The organism is Mycobacterium sp., from assembly GCF_050701675.1.
GTDB lineage: Bacteria > Actinomycetota > Actinomycetes > Mycobacteriales > Mycobacteriaceae > Mycobacterium.
The window spans coordinates 1-15,635 of the sequence record NZ_JBOGDD010000295.1 but is presented as its reverse complement, the minus strand read 5'-3'; the positions used below and the strand labels follow the sequence as shown (position 1 = coordinate 15,635).

13 protein-coding genes and 1 pseudogene are annotated in these 15,635 nt (G+C 66.2%); 10 read left to right on the top strand and 4 right to left on the bottom strand.

The genetic code is table 11. From position 1 onward, the window contains the following. The 4 genes from ACRDUX_RS08790 to ACRDUX_RS08775 all read left to right on the top strand — a co-directional run. Positions 1-1,020 (top strand): aldehyde dehydrogenase family protein (locus ACRDUX_RS08790; RefSeq protein ID WP_526412983.1); only part of this gene is annotated, 1,020 nt, incomplete at its 5' end. After that, positions 1,017-1,775: an enoyl-CoA hydratase/isomerase family protein gene (locus ACRDUX_RS08785; RefSeq protein ID WP_526412981.1), complete on the top strand. Its 759-nt coding sequence runs from the start codon at positions 1,017-1,019 to the stop codon at positions 1,773-1,775. The genes ACRDUX_RS08790 and ACRDUX_RS08785, both read left to right, overlap by 4 nt. Then, entirely contained in the window at positions 1,776-2,498 is a 723-nt protein-coding gene (locus ACRDUX_RS08780; RefSeq protein ID WP_526412979.1) for an SDR family NAD(P)-dependent oxidoreductase, read from the top strand. A 12-nt stretch (positions 2,499-2,510) separates the two neighbouring features. Beyond that, positions 2,511-3,668 carry a DUF993 family protein gene (locus ACRDUX_RS08775; RefSeq protein WP_526412977.1) on the top strand — a complete coding sequence of 386 codons (1,158 nt, stop codon included), beginning with the start codon at positions 2,511-2,513 and terminating at the stop codon, positions 3,666-3,668. Positions 3,669-3,946: 278 nt separating this feature from the next. Here ACRDUX_RS08775 and ACRDUX_RS08770 read toward each other — a convergent pair whose 3' ends face one another. Next, entirely contained in the window at positions 3,947-4,840 is an 894-nt protein-coding gene (locus tag ACRDUX_RS08770) for a LysR family transcriptional regulator (RefSeq protein WP_526412975.1), read from the bottom strand. A gap of 138 nt (positions 4,841-4,978) precedes the next feature. Here ACRDUX_RS08770 and ACRDUX_RS08765 point away from each other — a divergent pair, with 138 nt between their 5' ends. From ACRDUX_RS08765 to ACRDUX_RS08750, 4 genes and pseudogenes are all read left to right on the top strand, one after another. Then, the gene (locus tag ACRDUX_RS08765; protein ID WP_526412973.1) at positions 4,979-6,109 is read left to right on the top strand and encodes a tartrate dehydrogenase; all 1,131 of its coding nucleotides are present in this window, start codon (positions 4,979-4,981) and stop codon (positions 6,107-6,109) included. A gap of 45 nt (positions 6,110-6,154) precedes the next feature. Continuing rightward, positions 6,155-7,663, top strand: coding sequence for a dicarboxylate/amino acid:cation symporter (locus ACRDUX_RS08760; RefSeq protein WP_526412971.1), 1,509 nt, complete (start codon positions 6,155-6,157; stop codon positions 7,661-7,663). Between the two features lie 10 nt (positions 7,664-7,673). Further along, positions 7,674-7,787: pseudogene (locus ACRDUX_RS08755) on the top strand (glycerate kinase); the annotation flags it as partial. A 165-nt stretch (positions 7,788-7,952) separates the two neighbouring features. Beyond that, complete coding sequence (locus ACRDUX_RS08750) at positions 7,953-8,783, top strand: carbon-nitrogen hydrolase family protein (protein ID WP_526412969.1); 831 nt, start codon at positions 7,953-7,955, stop codon at positions 8,781-8,783. Here ACRDUX_RS08750 and ACRDUX_RS08745 read toward each other — a convergent pair. Further along, a complete protein-coding gene (locus ACRDUX_RS08745; RefSeq protein ID WP_526412967.1) occupies positions 8,764-10,302 on the bottom strand; it encodes a GMC family oxidoreductase in 1,539 nt (512 codons plus the stop codon). The two genes, ACRDUX_RS08750 and ACRDUX_RS08745, sit on opposite strands and share 20 nt — an antisense overlap. Then, entirely contained in the window at positions 10,299-11,717 is a 1,419-nt protein-coding gene (locus tag ACRDUX_RS08740) for a purine-cytosine permease family protein (protein WP_526412965.1), read from the bottom strand. The genes ACRDUX_RS08745 and ACRDUX_RS08740 overlap by 4 nt, the downstream gene beginning before the upstream one ends. Before the next feature lie 272 nt (positions 11,718-11,989). Here ACRDUX_RS08740 and ACRDUX_RS08735 point away from each other — a divergent pair, with 272 nt between their 5' ends. Both ACRDUX_RS08735 and ACRDUX_RS08730 read left to right on the top strand, forming a co-directional pair. Continuing rightward, positions 11,990-13,249 (top strand): flavin-containing monooxygenase, encoded by a 1,260-nt coding sequence (locus ACRDUX_RS08735; protein WP_526412963.1) that lies wholly within the window; start codon positions 11,990-11,992, stop codon positions 13,247-13,249. A 1-nt stretch (position 13,250) separates the two neighbouring features. Continuing rightward, entirely contained in the window at positions 13,251-14,909 is a 1,659-nt protein-coding gene (locus ACRDUX_RS08730) for an amidohydrolase (protein ID WP_526412961.1), read from the top strand. Here ACRDUX_RS08730 and ACRDUX_RS08725 read toward each other — a convergent pair. After that, positions 14,906-15,635 (bottom strand): lyase family protein (locus tag ACRDUX_RS08725; RefSeq protein ID WP_526412959.1); only part of this gene is annotated, 730 nt, incomplete at its 5' end. The genes ACRDUX_RS08730 and ACRDUX_RS08725 overlap by 4 nt on opposite strands.

Sequence of the window (15,635 nt, the reverse complement as noted above, 5' to 3'; positions counted from 1 at the left end):
GGCGTCGTCGGCCTCATCACCGCATGGAACGCACCGCTGCACATCGCCCTGCGCGTGCTCGCACCGGCGATCGCCCTTGGCAACGCAGTGGCGCTCAAACCCGCGCCGGAGACACCGTTCGTCGGCGGGCTCATGATCGCCGAGATCCTCGCCGAGGCAGGGCTGCCCGCCGGTGTGGTGCAGGTGTTGCCGGGTGCCGAAGCCGGACCGGCGCTGGTGAATCACCCGCACGTCGACATGATCCACTTCACCGGATCCGAGCCGACCGGCATTCGCATCAACGTCGCCGCCGCTCCCCTACTCAAACGGGTCGCCTTGGAATTGGGCGGCAACAACGCGAGCATCGTGCTCTCCGATGCCGACCTGGATCTCGCCGCGGAGTGCGGTGCCACGTCCTCGTTCGGGCATCAGGGTCAGGTCTGCATCGCCACCGGTCGACACATCGTGCTGGCCGACGTCGCCGAGGCCTATGTGGCCAAGCTCGTCGAACGCGCCAACGCGCTCACCGTCGGGGATCCCTTCCTTGGCGATGTAGACCTCGGACCGATGCTGTCCGAACGCCAGGCCGAGCGTGCGCTCGAAATGGTGTCCCGCAGTGTCGAACTGGGCGCTCGCGTCGTCGAGGGCGGTACCGCCGACGGTGTCTTCCTGCGCCCGACGGTGGTCACCGACGTCTCTCCCGGCATGCCGTTGCACGACGAGGAGGTGTTCGCCCCCGTCGCGCCGATCACCGTTGTCGACACCGTCGAGGAGGCCATCGAAATCGTCAACGGCACCCGGTTCGGGCTGTCGACGGCAGTGTTCGGCCGCGACCTCGACAATGCGTGGGCCGTCGCCGACCGGATCCGCTCCGGGATGGTCCACGTCAATGACGGCTCGGCCATGCACGAGTCACAGGTTCCGTTCGGCGGCACCGCTGCCTCCGGACTGGGCGACGACCTTGGCGGCCGCGCCAACATCGACCTGCTCACCGAGCGCCGCTGGACCAGCCTGCAGCGCAACACCTCTCCACCCCGATGAGCGGCGACGCCGGCGGGCAGGTACGTCTCGAGCTCGCGGGTCCGCTGGCGCGTATCGTGTTGGACCGACCAAACAAGCGCAACGCCTTGAGCACCCACATGCTCACCCAGCTCGACGACCGGCTGACGACTGTCGCCGACACCCAAGGGATCCGCGTCGTCATCGTCGAAGGCGCAGGCACCGTCTTCTGCGCCGGTGCGGACACCACCGAGTTCGGCGGCCTGTCCAGCGAAGCCATCCGCGGACGCTGGAGCCGGTTGGGCCAGCGGGTGTTCGGAGCACTGGCAGCTCTGCCGCAGACCACCATCGCCGCGATGTCCGGCAGCGCCTTCGGCGGCGGCCTTGAGTTGGCCTTGCACTGCGACTTCCGCGTTGCGGCACACGGCATCGGGGTGGGGCTGCCCGAGGCGACGCTGGGCACCACCCCAGGATGGTCCGGGCTCAGCCGTGTCCTCGGCATCGCGGGACCCGCCGCCGCGCGGATCCTCGCGCTAACTGGTCGCACACTAACCGCCGACGATGCACTGCGGCTCGGCATCGTCGACTTCGTCGCCAAGACCGAGGGCATCGACACCTGCGTTTCACAGCTCGTCGAGGACCTGCTGCACACCACACCCATCGCCCAAGCCGTCCTCAAACAAGCACTCGTACAACCCAGCACGACCGGTCTCTCGGCTCTCGTCGACTCGTTGGCCGGTGCCTACCTCGCCGAGGCCGGCGAAACCATCCCCACCACCGTCAGAAGGAGTCAGTAGATGGCCAGGACCGTATTGATCGCCGGATCGTCCCGCGGAATCGGCGCCGCCACCGCACGACTCGAAGCGGCAGCCGGATCGCAGGTCATCCTGCACGGCCGCACCGAATCCGAAGGCCTGAAGAAACTCTCGGCCGACCTTGGGGCACCCGCCTTCAGCTGCGACGGGCAGGACGCCGGCGCCGTACAAGCGATGATCGACGAGGTCAAGGACCAGGGGTACATCCCCGACGCCCTGATCTGCACGCTTGGTGCCGTCGCCGCCACTGACGCCATGACCGGCGACACCGATGTCTGGCTCGACGAGTACCGCGCCAACGTCTTGGCGCCGGTCAACTTCATCCGCTCGGTGGCGCCCCTGATGCTGGCCAAGGGCGGCGGCCGCATCGTGACCGTGTCGTCCATCCGCGGACGCGACAACCTCGCCAGCCCCGAAGTGACCGGCTACTCGGCAGCCAAGGCCGCATTGGAGAACGTAACCGTCTCGTTCGCCAAGGCCCTGGCACCGTCGATCACCGTGAACGCCGTCGCCCCGGGATTCGTCATGACCGACATGGCCGAGACCTGGTCAGACGAGGTCCGCAAGGAAGTCCGCTCCAACCTGCTCGGCCGTGCTGGCGAACCCGAAGAGATCGCCGCCCTGCTGTCCTTCCTGGTCAGCGATTCCGCCAGCTTCATCACCGGCCAGACCATCCTGGCCGACGGTGGACTCGACGCCCGCTGAAGGACGACAGCCATGGTTTCCCTGCTTCTTCCAGCGGCCGATCACTCCACCAACCGGTTGCTGCTCAACCAGCCCGCCCGCCTCGCGGCGCGCTCCACGCCACCGACGAGCCGGGCGGTCTACGCGGCAGCGCACGTCGTCGCCGACCCGCTGCGTGCATCAACCGCCGACCACGGCGACGCCATCGACTGGGACGCCACCCTGCGGCTGCGCCACGACCTCTGGTCGCTGGGGCTGGGTGTCGCAGAATCGATGGACACCGCCCAACGCGGCATGGGCCTGGACTGGGCTGCGGCCAAGGAACTGGCGCTACGCACGCTCCGCGAGGCACGGTCCGTTGGCGGCCGGGTCGTGGTCGGGGTCGGCACCGACCAACTGAGCACGCCGACGCCATCCCTGCACGAGATCCGTGACGCGTACATCGAACAGATCGATGCCATCGAATCCGCCGGCGGCGAGGTCGTTCTCATGGCCAGTCGCGACCTTGCCCGCGCCGCAACCGGACCCGACGACTACCTCGCGGTCTACGACGCGGTGCTGGCATCGGCGACCCGGCCTGTCGTATTGCATTGGCTCGGTGCGATGTTCGACCCGGCGCTGACCGGTTACTGGGGTTTCACCGAACCCAGGGCCGCGATGGAACCCGTCATTCGGATCATCACCAACCACCTCGCAAGCGTGCGCGGGATCAAGATGTCGTTGCTCGATCCCGCACTGGAGATCGAGCTCCGCGATCGCCTCCCGGAGCCTGCACGTGTCTTCACCGGTGACGACTACAACTACGTCGACCTGATCGCCGGCGACGGAATCCGTTCCAGCGACGCCCTGCTCGGCGCCTTCGCGGCCATCGCTCCCTTCGCCTCTGCGGCATTCGCTCGACTCGACGAGGGTGACGAGCCGGGATTCCGAGCCATCCTCGGTCCCACCGAGGCGCTGAGCCGCCTGGTGTTCGCCGCGCCGACGCAGTACTACAAGGTCGGCATCGCGTGGCTGGCGTATCTCAACGGCCGACAAGACCACTTCCGCATGATCGGTGGCTTCGAAACCGGGCGAAGCTTGCAACATCTGGCGGAGCTGGTCCGCGCCGGCGACGCCATCGGCCTGTTCACCGACCCCGACCTGACCGCCGCCCGCGCGTCGGCGTACTTCGCCGTGCACGGCCTGACCTGACACGCGGACCGGGTTCGCGCCACCAGATAAACACCGCCATGTCGACGAATATGTGGTTCGAGACCGCCGCCGAGCACACCGTCGGGAGCGCAAACGTAGCGTGCCACCACGCATCTCGGACCGCATCGAAGACAAGCGGCTTGGTGGCTACTGACGTGATCTCGGGAAGATCAATGATGCGCAGGGTCGTCGACGCTCACGCACCGCCCCGACCAGATCCGCGCCGGCTGCGTGGACCCAGCCCACGAGAGGTCGGGCCTGCAGCGTTCTTGGGACTCTCAGTCCGGCTCCCGAGCGGCGTAGGCGCGAGCTTCGACCATCAGCGCGGTCGCAGGTGTCGTGAGATGCACGCGTCGGCTTACCGCGGCGACGTGTAGATATGACTCGGGTGTGATCGTTTGCACCCGGGCTCCGGAGCGGCGGGCCGACTCGCTCCACGAGGAAGGCATGACAGCGCGGCCAAGGCCCTTGAGGACCATCGGCAGAATCGATGTGCGGTGAGCGATCTCGGCCACGATGCTGACGTCGATGCCACTGGCGAGGACATCGTCCACGAGAGCCCGCATCTGTGAACCTCGTTGAGACACAATCAGTCTGCATCCGGTGAGGCCGGTGCGCGAGATGGTGGGGTCGCTGGTTCCTGGATCGTCGGGGCCGGAAATGAGCACCAAGGCTTGGCGCTCTAGCGGTATCACGTCGAGGTCGGCCGCCTGCGTGGGTTCAGCGGAGCCCAGGACGCCGATCTCGGCGGCACCGGACCGGACCAGGGCGAGCACTTCTTCCGGGGTGAATGCCGCTTCCGCGTTCACCGTCACCTCAGGATGGGCTCGGGTGAACGCAGTGAGGATCGTGGTCAACGGCTCCATGCCCGGCGAGGGCATCGTCACCAGGTCGATCCGTCCGCCCCGAAGACCTTTGAGTTCTCGCATGATCGCCGTGGCCTCGTCGAGGTCGCGCAACACCACCCGGGCTGGCCCTACGAGAGCTGACCCGGCCTCACTTAAGACGACGCCACGGCCGATGCGATGAAACAGCGGCATACCCAGCTCACGCTCAAATGTGGCGATCGCCTGCGACAGCGACGGCTGGGCCACCCTGAGGTGCTCGGCGGCCCGGCTGATCCCCTTGTGATCCACCACCGCGAGAAAGAACTTGAGCTGCCTGATATCCATGCCGGCCCTTCACCTGCGTAAATAGGCTCAGCCTATACGGCGTATCAACTTCTGGTCTTAGACGAATCAATCGGTGGGACGGCTAATGGGGTCATCACCAATTGTGATCCACACCACCGAAGACGAGACGAGACCAGCATGGCAGCCAATTCCCCCGTCGCATCGCTCGCCCCAGAGCAGACCTTCAAGATCGCCGCGATTCCCGCCGACGGTGTCGGCAAGGAAGTCGTGGCCGCCGGACGCCGAGTGCTCGACACGCTGGCCTCGCAGTCCGACGGCAGGTTCGCCTTTGATTGGGAGGAACTTCCCTGGGGCTGCGAATACTACGAGCAGACGGGCACGATGATGGCCGACGATGGATTGGAGACGCTAAAGGCCTTCGACGCCATCTACTTCGGCGCAGTCGGTTGGCGCAACGTGCCCGACCACGTCAGCCTGTGGGGCCTGCGCCTCAACATCACCCAGAACTTCGACCAGTGGGCCAACGTCCGGCCGGTGAAGTTCCTGCCGGGCATCGTCTCCCCGCTGCGCAAGGCCGACGACACCGACCTCGACTGGGTCGTCGTCCGCGAGAACAGCGAAGGCGAGTACGCCGGCCTGGGTGGGCGCAATCTCAGCGGACGCGGACCGGGCAACGAAATCGCCCTGCAGACGGCGCTGTTCACCGACAAGGGTTGCGAACGCATCATGCGTTTCGCATTCGAGTTGGCCCGCACCCGTGCGGTGAAAAAGGTCTCCAGCGTCACCAAGTCCAATGCCCAGCAGTACGGGATGGTGCTGTGGGACGACGTCTTCAAGCGGGTCGCGCTAGATTACCCCGACGTCGACACCGAAAGCGTGCTCGTCGACGCGATGAGCGCGAAGTTCGTATTGCATCCCGAAGAACTGTCGGTCGTCGTGGCCTCCAACCTCAACGCCGACATCCTCTCGGATCTGGGTTCTGCGTTGGCTGGCAGCCTGGGCATCGCGGCGAGCGCCAACCTGAACCCGGAACGGCGCTTTCCGAGCATGTTCGAGCCGGTGCACGGATCGGCCCCCGACATCGCCGGTGAGGGGATCGCCAACCCGGTCGGCGCGATCGCCAGCGCCGCGCTGATGCTGGATCACTTCGGGCTGCACAACGAGGCCCGCCGCGTCGAGACAGCAATCGAAACCGCCACCGCCAGCGGCGTTCTCACCCGCGACATCGGCGGAACGTCCAACACCGACGAGGTCACCGACGCCATCGTCACCGCGCTATCGGTGGTGCTCGCACCCGCGTCTGCCTGACCGCCCTGCTAGACACAATCCACACGCCCACATAGAGGTGACGTCATGGACACACACACATCAACCACCAGCACCGAGGGGGCCTACCGGCCCAATCACGAGAAGAAGCGCTGGTACAAGCAGCTCTACTTCTGGGTACTGCTAGCAATCATCATCGGCGTCCTGCTCGGCTGGCTCGCGCCGTCGGCGGGAGTGGCGATGGAGCCGATCGGGACCACCTTCGTCACCGCGATGAAGATGCTGATCGGACCCATCGTCTTCCTGACCATCGTGGGCGGGATCGCCAGCGTTGCCGACCTCAAGAAGGTCGGGGTGACAGGCCTCAAGGCGCTTGGCTACTTCCAGGTCGGCACAATCCTCGCGATGCTCTTCGGCCTGGTGGCGATCAATGTCTTCCGCGCCGGTGACGGCGTGAACGCCGACCCCGGCACCATCGAGACCAGCGATTCCGCGGCCAAGTTGATCGCCACTGGTGAAAACAATCATTGGTGGGAGTACGTCACTGGCATCGTGCCAAACAGCGTGGCCGCCCCGTTCGTCGAGGGTGACATCCTGCAGATCATCTTCATGGCAGTGCTTTTCGGCATCGCACTCAACGCCGTCGGTCACATCGGCGGGCCCGTCCTTGACATGATCAACCGGCTCACCCAGATCATCTTCAAAATCCTGAACTACGTCATGAAGCTCGCCCCGCTGGGCGCCTTCGGCGCGATGGCCTACGCGATCGGCGAGTACGGAGTATCCACGCTCACCAGCCTTGGATCGCTCATCGCGCTGTTCTATGTGACGTCTGCGCTGTTCGTCTTCGTCGTGCTCGGTTCGGTCATGGCATACCTGCGCCTCAACATCTGGCACATGCTCAAGTACCTCCGCGAGGAGTTGCTGCTGATCCTGGGCACCTCGACCGCCGAGCCTGCACTGCCCGGCTTGATGCGCAAGATGGAGTACGCCGGCGTCAGCAAACCCACCGTCGGCCTGGTGGTCCCGACCGGATACAGCTTCAACCTCGACGGCGCGGCGATCTACCTATCGCTGGCCGCGCTGTACATCGCACAGGCCACCAACACCAATCTCACGGTCGGTCAGCAGATCGGACTGCTCGCAGTAATGCTGCTGACCTCCAAAGGCGCAGCCGGCGTCGCCGGTGGCGGATTCATCGCTCTCACAGCCACGTTGAGCACAATCGGGCACATCCCGGTAGTGGGCATCATGTTGATCTTCGGTATCGACAAGTTCATGTCCGAGTGCCGGGCGCTGGTCAACTTCATCGGTAACGCGGTGGCCACCCTGTTCGTCGCGAAGTGGAACAACGAGCTGGACGTGGTTCGCGCCCGGGCCGTGTTCGCCGGCGACGACGTCGAGCCGCTGTTCGATCCCAGCGAGGACACCGAGGTGAACCCGTACGACCCGTCAAGTCATGACCTCGTCCGCGCCGACAGTGGCGCGCAGCTGGCGATGGCAGGCGCATCCGCCCCCGTGACGATGGCAGGTTCAGAACCCGTCGCCGCCAACGGGACTCACGGATCCAACCGGACCTCGCCCAGCCCAGAGTAGCGACCACCCCATGAGAGTCCTGATCGCCCCCGACAAGTTCAAGGGCAGCCTCACCGCCGCCGCGGTCACCGACCACCTGGCCAAAGGCCTCGCCGAGGCCGGCGCACATACCAGGATGCTTCCCCATCGCGCACCGATCCAGTTCACGCCCTCGAGGCCGGTCAGCGGATAGCTGCGGCCCATACGATTTCGAGATGCCGTAGATCGGAACATTGTGCTTGACGCCGCCTCTGCCGACCACCCACGATGGCGGGGGCAGCACGGAATCCATGGGTTGAGAGGCGCCGTCATGAGCACGACAACCGTCGGCATCGCGCAGTGGCACGCCATCTGCGGCGAGCCTCGGCGAAACCTGGACACCGCGCTGACCCACATCGGGTCGCTGGCCGCGCGAGGCTGCGAACTCATCGTGCTCCCCGAACTATGGGCATCCGGATACGACGCGGCGTCGCTGGCCGATGACGCGGGCGTCGCCGCCGAGCCACTCGATGGAGAACGCGGCCGTGAGCTCGCAGCGGCCGCCTCGCAATACGGTGTCTGGCTCTTCGCGGGGTCCGTGCCCGAGATCGATCGGGACGGCCGGCTCTTCAACACGGCCGTCGTCTACGGACCGGATGGCAGCCTTCGGGCGCGACACCGCAAGGTGCACCTCTACACACCGCTGGCCGAGGATGACGTGTTCACGGCCGGCTCGGAACCGACCGTGGTGGACGTCGACGGCATCGGGACCGTCGGGCTCAGTATCTGCTTCGACGGTGACCATCCCGAATACGCCAGGGCACTGCACGATCTCGGTGCACGCGTGGTCATCTCGGTGTCCGCCTACGAGACCGCAACGGAGTCATGGTGGGACATCCTGTATCCCGCCAATGCCCTGGCCAACGGTCAGTGGTGGTTGATGGCCAACCAGAGCGGTGGCGAAGGGCCGAACGCTCTGTTGGGCTGCAGCCGGATCATCGCCCCCGACGGCGCGGTGACCGCTGAGGCACCCAGGTGGGACGGAAACGGGAACGAGGCGTATCTGCTCGTGGCGGCCCTGGATCTCACCGCCGCCGTGGCCGCCGCCGAGCACGACGCTGGGGCGCTCTGGGCCCCAAGTGCTATTCCCGTGCGCCGGTAATCAGTAGGTCGCTGGCTCGCTCGGCCAACGCCATGACGGTGCCCACGGGATTCACCGACGGGATGGTCGGAAACACCGAAGCGTCCACCACGCGCAGACCCGTGATGCCGCGAACCCGCAAGCTGGGATCACACACGGCCATCGGATCGTCGTCACCACCCATTCTGCACGTGCCCGACACGTGGTACACGGTTTGGTGGGTGGCCCGCAGTGCCTCCGACAGTTCTTCGTCTGACTCGAGCTCCGGTCCTGGAAAGACCTCGCGGACAATCCATTCCGACATGGGCGTCTGCGCTGCAACGCGTCGAGCGAGCCGGATTCCTGCGACGAGCGTCGCTTCGTCGCGGCCTTCGGGATCGGTGAAGTACCGGTAGTCGATCGACGGAGGGCGGGAAGGATCGTCACTCGTGATCCACACCCGACCGCGGCTGCGCGGCTTGGCCACGTTGGGAGCGATGGACACGATGCGCTCCGGTAGCACGGCGCCGTAGGTGACCGCATGATCAGCGACGGCCTCAACCGGGAAGTGCATCAACACATCCGGGCGGGCGGGACCTTGATCGCTCAGTCGCACGGCTGCCCCGGCATCCCATCCCGTCGCGCAGGTGTCGGGAACGACACGGTCCGTCTCCCACACGATGAGCCCCTCGGCGTGGTCCATCAGATTCTCACCGACACCGGGCAGGTCGACCAGCACGTCCACTCCGGCATCCCGCAGCACGCCGGCGGGACCGATCCCCGACAGTTGCAGCAGCTTCGGCGAATCGATTGCCCCACAACACACCACCACCTCGCGGCGGGCCCGCACCTCCGTCAGTTCACCGTCCTGGTTGCGGGTCACCACACCCACCGCGGCACCGTCCTCGACCAAGATGCGCACCGCTTGCTCGCCATGGCGCACCACGAGATTGGGCCTGGTGCGCAGCGCCTGGTGCAGAGAGTGCACCGAGGTGGAGGAACGCAGATGATCTTCCGGCGTATAGCCGATCTCGAAGAAGCCCGCTCCGACGCCGGTTTCGGCGAAGTCGGGATCAGAATTCCAGTTGGTGCGTGCCGGCAGATCCAGTGCCTGGCGTGCAGATTGCACCACGTCGGCGACATACGGGTTGCGGTCCCGCTCGGCTACCGGGGTGATCGGTGTGGCGAGGCGGTCGAAGCACGGACCTACGGTGTCCGCGTCCCACCCGGTGGCGCCCAGCGCCACCCATTCGTCCAGGTCTGCCCGCAGTGGGCGCCACGAAATCATGGTGTTGGCCGTCGAGCAGCCTCCGAGGATGCGCATCCGGGCCTGGCGGATGTGCGAGTTGCCACGCTCCTGGGCGACACTGCGGTAGTCGAGGTCGTACTCGCCTTCCAACATCTCCGCCCAGCGACGGATGTCACGGGCGCGGGGCTCGTGCTCGTCGGATGGGCCCGGCTCGATCACCGTCACGCATGTCTCGGGGTCCTCGGAAAGGCGCGCCGCCACAATGCATCCCGCAGTACCTCCGCCGACGACGAGATAGTCGGCCAAGGTCACGCCATCGTCTCCGTGGACTTCAGCGCGCCGGCGGCGTCAATGGCGGAGTCGAGTACCCGTTGGCGCATCAGCACGTAGTAGAGCGGGCAGATGACGATGAGCCCGACGATCCACGAGATGTCCACCCCGCCCATGGCAGCGGCGGCGAAACCGGTGAACAGCGTGGTGGACAGGAAGGGAATCTGCACCAGGATGCCGGCGAGGTAGCAGCCGATGGCCACCCAGTTGAATCTGCCGTACCGCCCACCGTCGGGCTCGAACAGCGCCGAGATGTCGTAATGGCCGTGGCGCAGCACGTAGTAGTCGACCAGATTGATCGCCGTCCACGGAATCAGCACGCACAACAGCAGCGCCAGGAAGTTGGCGTAGTTCGCCAGGAAGTCGTCGGCGCTGACGAGCGCTGGGACCAGGGTGATCGCGAACAGCACGACCGCGGTAACCGCTCGGCTCGTCGCCTTCGGCGTCCAGCGGGGAAAGACGTTCTGACCGATGGTGATCGTGGACAGGGTTCCGCAGTAGAGGTTCATCGCATTGGTCGCAGTGATCCCGATGGCGAAGATCGCGAAGACACCGGTCGACACGCCGTGGGTCAGGGTGGACAGACCTTCCAGCGTGTCGTCGGTGGGCAGCGCCGCACCGACCAGAACGCCCAGCAGCATCGGCAGCACCGAGCCGAGGACGCAGCCCGTGTAGGTGCCCCAGAATGCGGCGCGCTGCCCGGTGTCCCGCGGCATGTAGCGGGTGTAGTCGGAAACGTACGGCGCGTAGGCGATCTGCCACAGCGCGGCCACCGACAGCGTGGCCATGAAGCCCGCCCAGCTGAAACCACCGGTGTGCCAGGTATCCGCGGGGACGCCGTTGACGGCGATGATCCAGACGAATGCCACGACGAGCGTGATGCCTGCGACGACGGACAGCAGCGCCGTCACCTTGTGGATCAGCGAATAGCCCACGACCGTCGCGATGACGCTGATCAATCCGATGATCACGATCGCCCAGTTGACGGGCAGTCCGGTGACCTTGGCCAACGCCTGGCCGCCGAGTACCGCATTGGAGGCGAAGAAGCCGAGGTACATGAACACGACCAGAACGACGACGAGAAGACTTCCGTACGAGCCGAACTGAGCGCGGGTCTGCAGCATCTGCGGGACACCCATCTGCGGGCCCTGGGCAGCGTGCAGTGCCATTACCACCCCGCCGACCAGGTTGCCGAGGATGATCGCCGTCGCCCCAGCCCACAGCGGAAGACCGAACACCGTCGTCGCCAGCGCGCCGGTGATGATCGTCAGCAGCATGATGTTGGAGCCGAACCACACCGTGAACAGATCCCGGGCCTTGCCGTGCCGTTCGTCGAGCGGAACGTGCTCGATGGTTCGCCGTTCGACCTGCCCCGGAAGAGGTGCGGGTGTGCTCATCGGTACCGACCTTCGTCGTGTGATCAGGGTCGCGCGCTCGCCTCGTGGCGATCGCGATCACCTCAGTATCAGCGGTGAGGCCGCAGACATAAAATGCAAATATCCGGCCCAGAACATCGATTTTTCAGATGAACTTCACGTATCCCACATCAATAAATCAGAACTAGAAGCTCAGAAACATCTGTTGGACAGGGGCACTGCGACCCACGCAGGATTCGAAGCGAGTACGCGCACCCAAGACCAAGGCGGGTCGCGTCGGAGCGGAGGTAGGTATGTCGAGCCAAGAGGTTGACGTCCTCGTCGTCGGCGGAGGTCAGGCCGGCCTTGCGATGAGCGAGCATCTGGGTGCGTCCGGGGTGCCGCACCTGGTCCTGGAGCGGCACCGGATCGCCGAGCGCTGGCGCTCGGAGCGCTGGGATTCCCTCGTCGCGAACGGACCTGCCTGGCACGACCGCTTCCCCAACCTGGAGTTCTTCGACCTCGATCCCGATGCCTTCGCCTCCAAGGAGCAGGTCGCGGATTACTTCGTCGCATACGCCGAGAAGATCGGCGCGCCCATTCGGTGCGGGGTCGAGGTGACGTCGGTGACGAGGCACGTTGGGCGGCCGGGCTTCCGCGTCGAGACGTCTGACGGAGTCATCGACGCACGCTTCGTCGTCGCCGCGACCGGACCGTTCCAGCGCCCCGTCTTCCCGCCGATCGTTCCCGCAGGCGCAGTACCGCTGCAGATGCACTCCAGCGGCTACCGCAACCCCGGGCAGCTGCCCGACGGCGCCGTCCTGGTAGTCGGAGCCGGGTCGTCGGGGGTGCAGATCGCGGATGAGCTTCGGCAGGCGGGACGGCAGGTGTACCTCTCCGTCGGCCCGCACGACCGCCCTCCGCGGCGGTATCGCGGACGCGACTTCTGCTGGTGGCTCGGAGTTCTGGGACTGTGGGACGCCGAGACTCCTCCCCTGGGTGCGGAGCACGTCACGATCGCCGTCAGCGGAGCGCACGGCGGTCACACCGTCGACTTCCGTGATCTCGCCGGTCGTGGCATTCAGCTCGTCGGCATGACCGCTACGTTCGAGGACGGCATCCTGCGTTTCGCGCCGGACCTCAGCGAGAACATCGCCAACGGCGACGCCAACTACATGTCGCTGCTCGATGCGGCCGACGCCTATGTCGCACGCAACGGTCTCGATCTCCCAGAAGACCCGCAGGCGCGCATCCTTGGGCCCGTCCCCGAGTCCGCCACCAACCCTCTCCTCGAACTCGACCTCGCCGACGCGGGTGTCACCGCCATCATCTGGGCGACCGGCTTCGCCACCGACTACAGCTGGCTGAAGGTCGATGCGCTGGACGAGCGCGGCAAGCCGAAGCACCGGCGTGGGGTGTCGTCCGAGCCCGGCGTGTACTTCCTTGGGCTGCCATGGCTCTCGCGGCGCGGATCGAGCTTCATCTGGGGAGTTTGGCACGACGCCAAACATCTTGCCGACCACATCACCACCCAGCGCGGCTACCTCGCACACGAGAACAGCGGGCGCTCTTAGCGTGATCGCCGATGCCCTGTTCGTCAACGCCTCGGTGTTCACCGCCGACACCCCTGCCCCCCAACCCGATACGGTTGCCGTCCGCGGCGGTGTGATCGTCTACGTGGGCCACGGTGCGCCCGAGGAGTTGACCGGCCCGGGCACCGAGATCATCGATGCTCGCGGTGCCAGCGTGCTTCCCGGCTTCATCGACGCCCACGTCCATCCCGTGGCCGCGGGCATGCAAGCGCTGCGGTGCGACCTCTCCCGACTCCCCCACGACCGCGGGGGCTACCTCGCCGCCATCGGCGACTACGCCCACACGCATCCCGACGAACCCGTCATCAGCGGCGGCGGTTGGTACGGCGACGCATTCCCAGGGGGCTTCCCCGTCCGCGGTGACATCGACGCGGTAGTCAGCGATCGACCGGTGGTGCTCACCAGCCACGACGGGCACGGCGTCTGGGCGAACAGCAAGGCGCTGGAGATCGTCGGAATCGACCGCAGCACAGCCGATCCCGCCGGCGGCCGGATCGTACGCGATGCGGAGGGCACGCCCACGGGCATGCTCTTCGAGCGGGCTGCGGATCCGGTCACCGATCTCATCCCCTCGGTCACGCCGGATTTCATGTACCGCGCCCTGCTCGAGGCTCAACGACACCTGCATTCGGTGGGTGTCACCGGGTGGCAGGACGCCGGGGTGGGCATTCCGCTGTTCGGACTCGACGACATCCTGCCCACCTATCTCGAGGCCGACGCCTCGGGTGAGCTGACGGCCAGAGTCGTTGGCGCACTGTGGTGGAGCGCCGAACGCGGGCTCGACCAGATCGACGACCTCCTGGCCCGACGGGCGGCATCGGGACACGGGCGCTTCCGCGCCACCACAGTCAAGGTCATGCAGGACGGGATCTGTGAGAACTGCACGGCGGCGATGCTCGCGCCGTATCGCACCGCGCCGGGCGAGGCAGAGACCAGCGGGCTGTCGTTCATCGCGCCCGGCGACCTCGCGGAGATCACGTCCGCTCTGGCGTCCGAGCGGTTCCAGATCCACATGCACGCGGTGGGCGATCGCGCGGTACGCGAGTGTCTGAACGCACTGGAAGGCGCCCGGCTCGCGCAGCCCGACTTCGACGGAAGACATCAGATCGCGCATCTGGACGTCGTAGATCCGCAGGATGTTCCACGGTTCGCCGCACTCGGTGTGGTGGCGAACATCCAGGCCCTGTGGGCGCGCCGGGATACCGAGATCGTCGAGCGCAAACTCGGCCTGCTGGGTCCCGAACGCGAAGCATGGCACTTTCCGTTCGGCTCCTTGCACCGAGAAGGAGCCACGCTGGCGATGGGGAGCGACTGGCCGGTCACCGATCCCAATCCGCTGTGGGCGATTCACACCGCCGTGCACCGCACCGGCCCCCGCGCCGACCCCCATGCCATCGGAGCCGGGGTATTCGATACGCCCTTGCTGGCGCTCGAGGGCCTTGATTTGCGGACGGCCGTGAGCGGATACACCGCCGGGTCGGCCTTCGCGAACCACTGCGACGACAGCACCGGCAGCATCGCGGTCGGACGACAAGCCGACCTGGTGCTGCTCGACGGCGACATCTTCGCCGTCGACGACATCAGTGATCTGCGAACGGTTCTCACCATGGTCGGTGGCGAGGCCGTCCACCGCGCCGACTAGCCGTTCTCTTCGCTCGCCAGGGGCTGCGTCAGGTTCGCGGGTGCCAGGATGGTCTCGAGCTGGGAGGCGGTCAACAGGCCACGGTCCAGGACGAGAGACGCGACGTCGGAACCGGATTCGAGCGCCTCGGCCGCCAACCTCGTGGCGGCCTCATAACCGATGTAGGGGTTCAGGGCGGTCACCAGCCCGATGGAACGGTCGACCATCTCGCGCATGTGGCCGACGTTGGCGGTGATGCCGACCACGCACCGCGTGCGCAGCACGTCGCACGCTGCCGTCAGGTGCGTCACGGACTCGAACAGGCTGTGCGCGATGATCGGCTCGAAGGCGTTGAGCTGCAACTGGCCGCCTTCGGCCGCGATGCTGATGGTGATGTCGTTGCCGATCACTTCGAAGGCCACCTGATTGACCACCTCGGGCACCACGGGATTGACCTTGCCGGGCATGATGCTCGACCCGGCTTGCACCGGCGGCAGGTTGATCTCGCCGAAGCCGGCGCGCGGGCCCGACGACAGTAGCCGCAGATCGTTGCAGATCTTGGACAGTTTGACCGCGGTGCGCTTGAGCACGCCGGACAGCTGGACGAACGAACCCACGTCCTGGGTCGCCTCCACCAGATTCGCCGCGGTGACAAGCGGTAACTCGGTCACGGCGCGCAGTTCTTCACAGGCGAGCTGTGCGTACCGACTGTGGGCGTTCAAACCGGTACCGATCGCAGTTCCACCG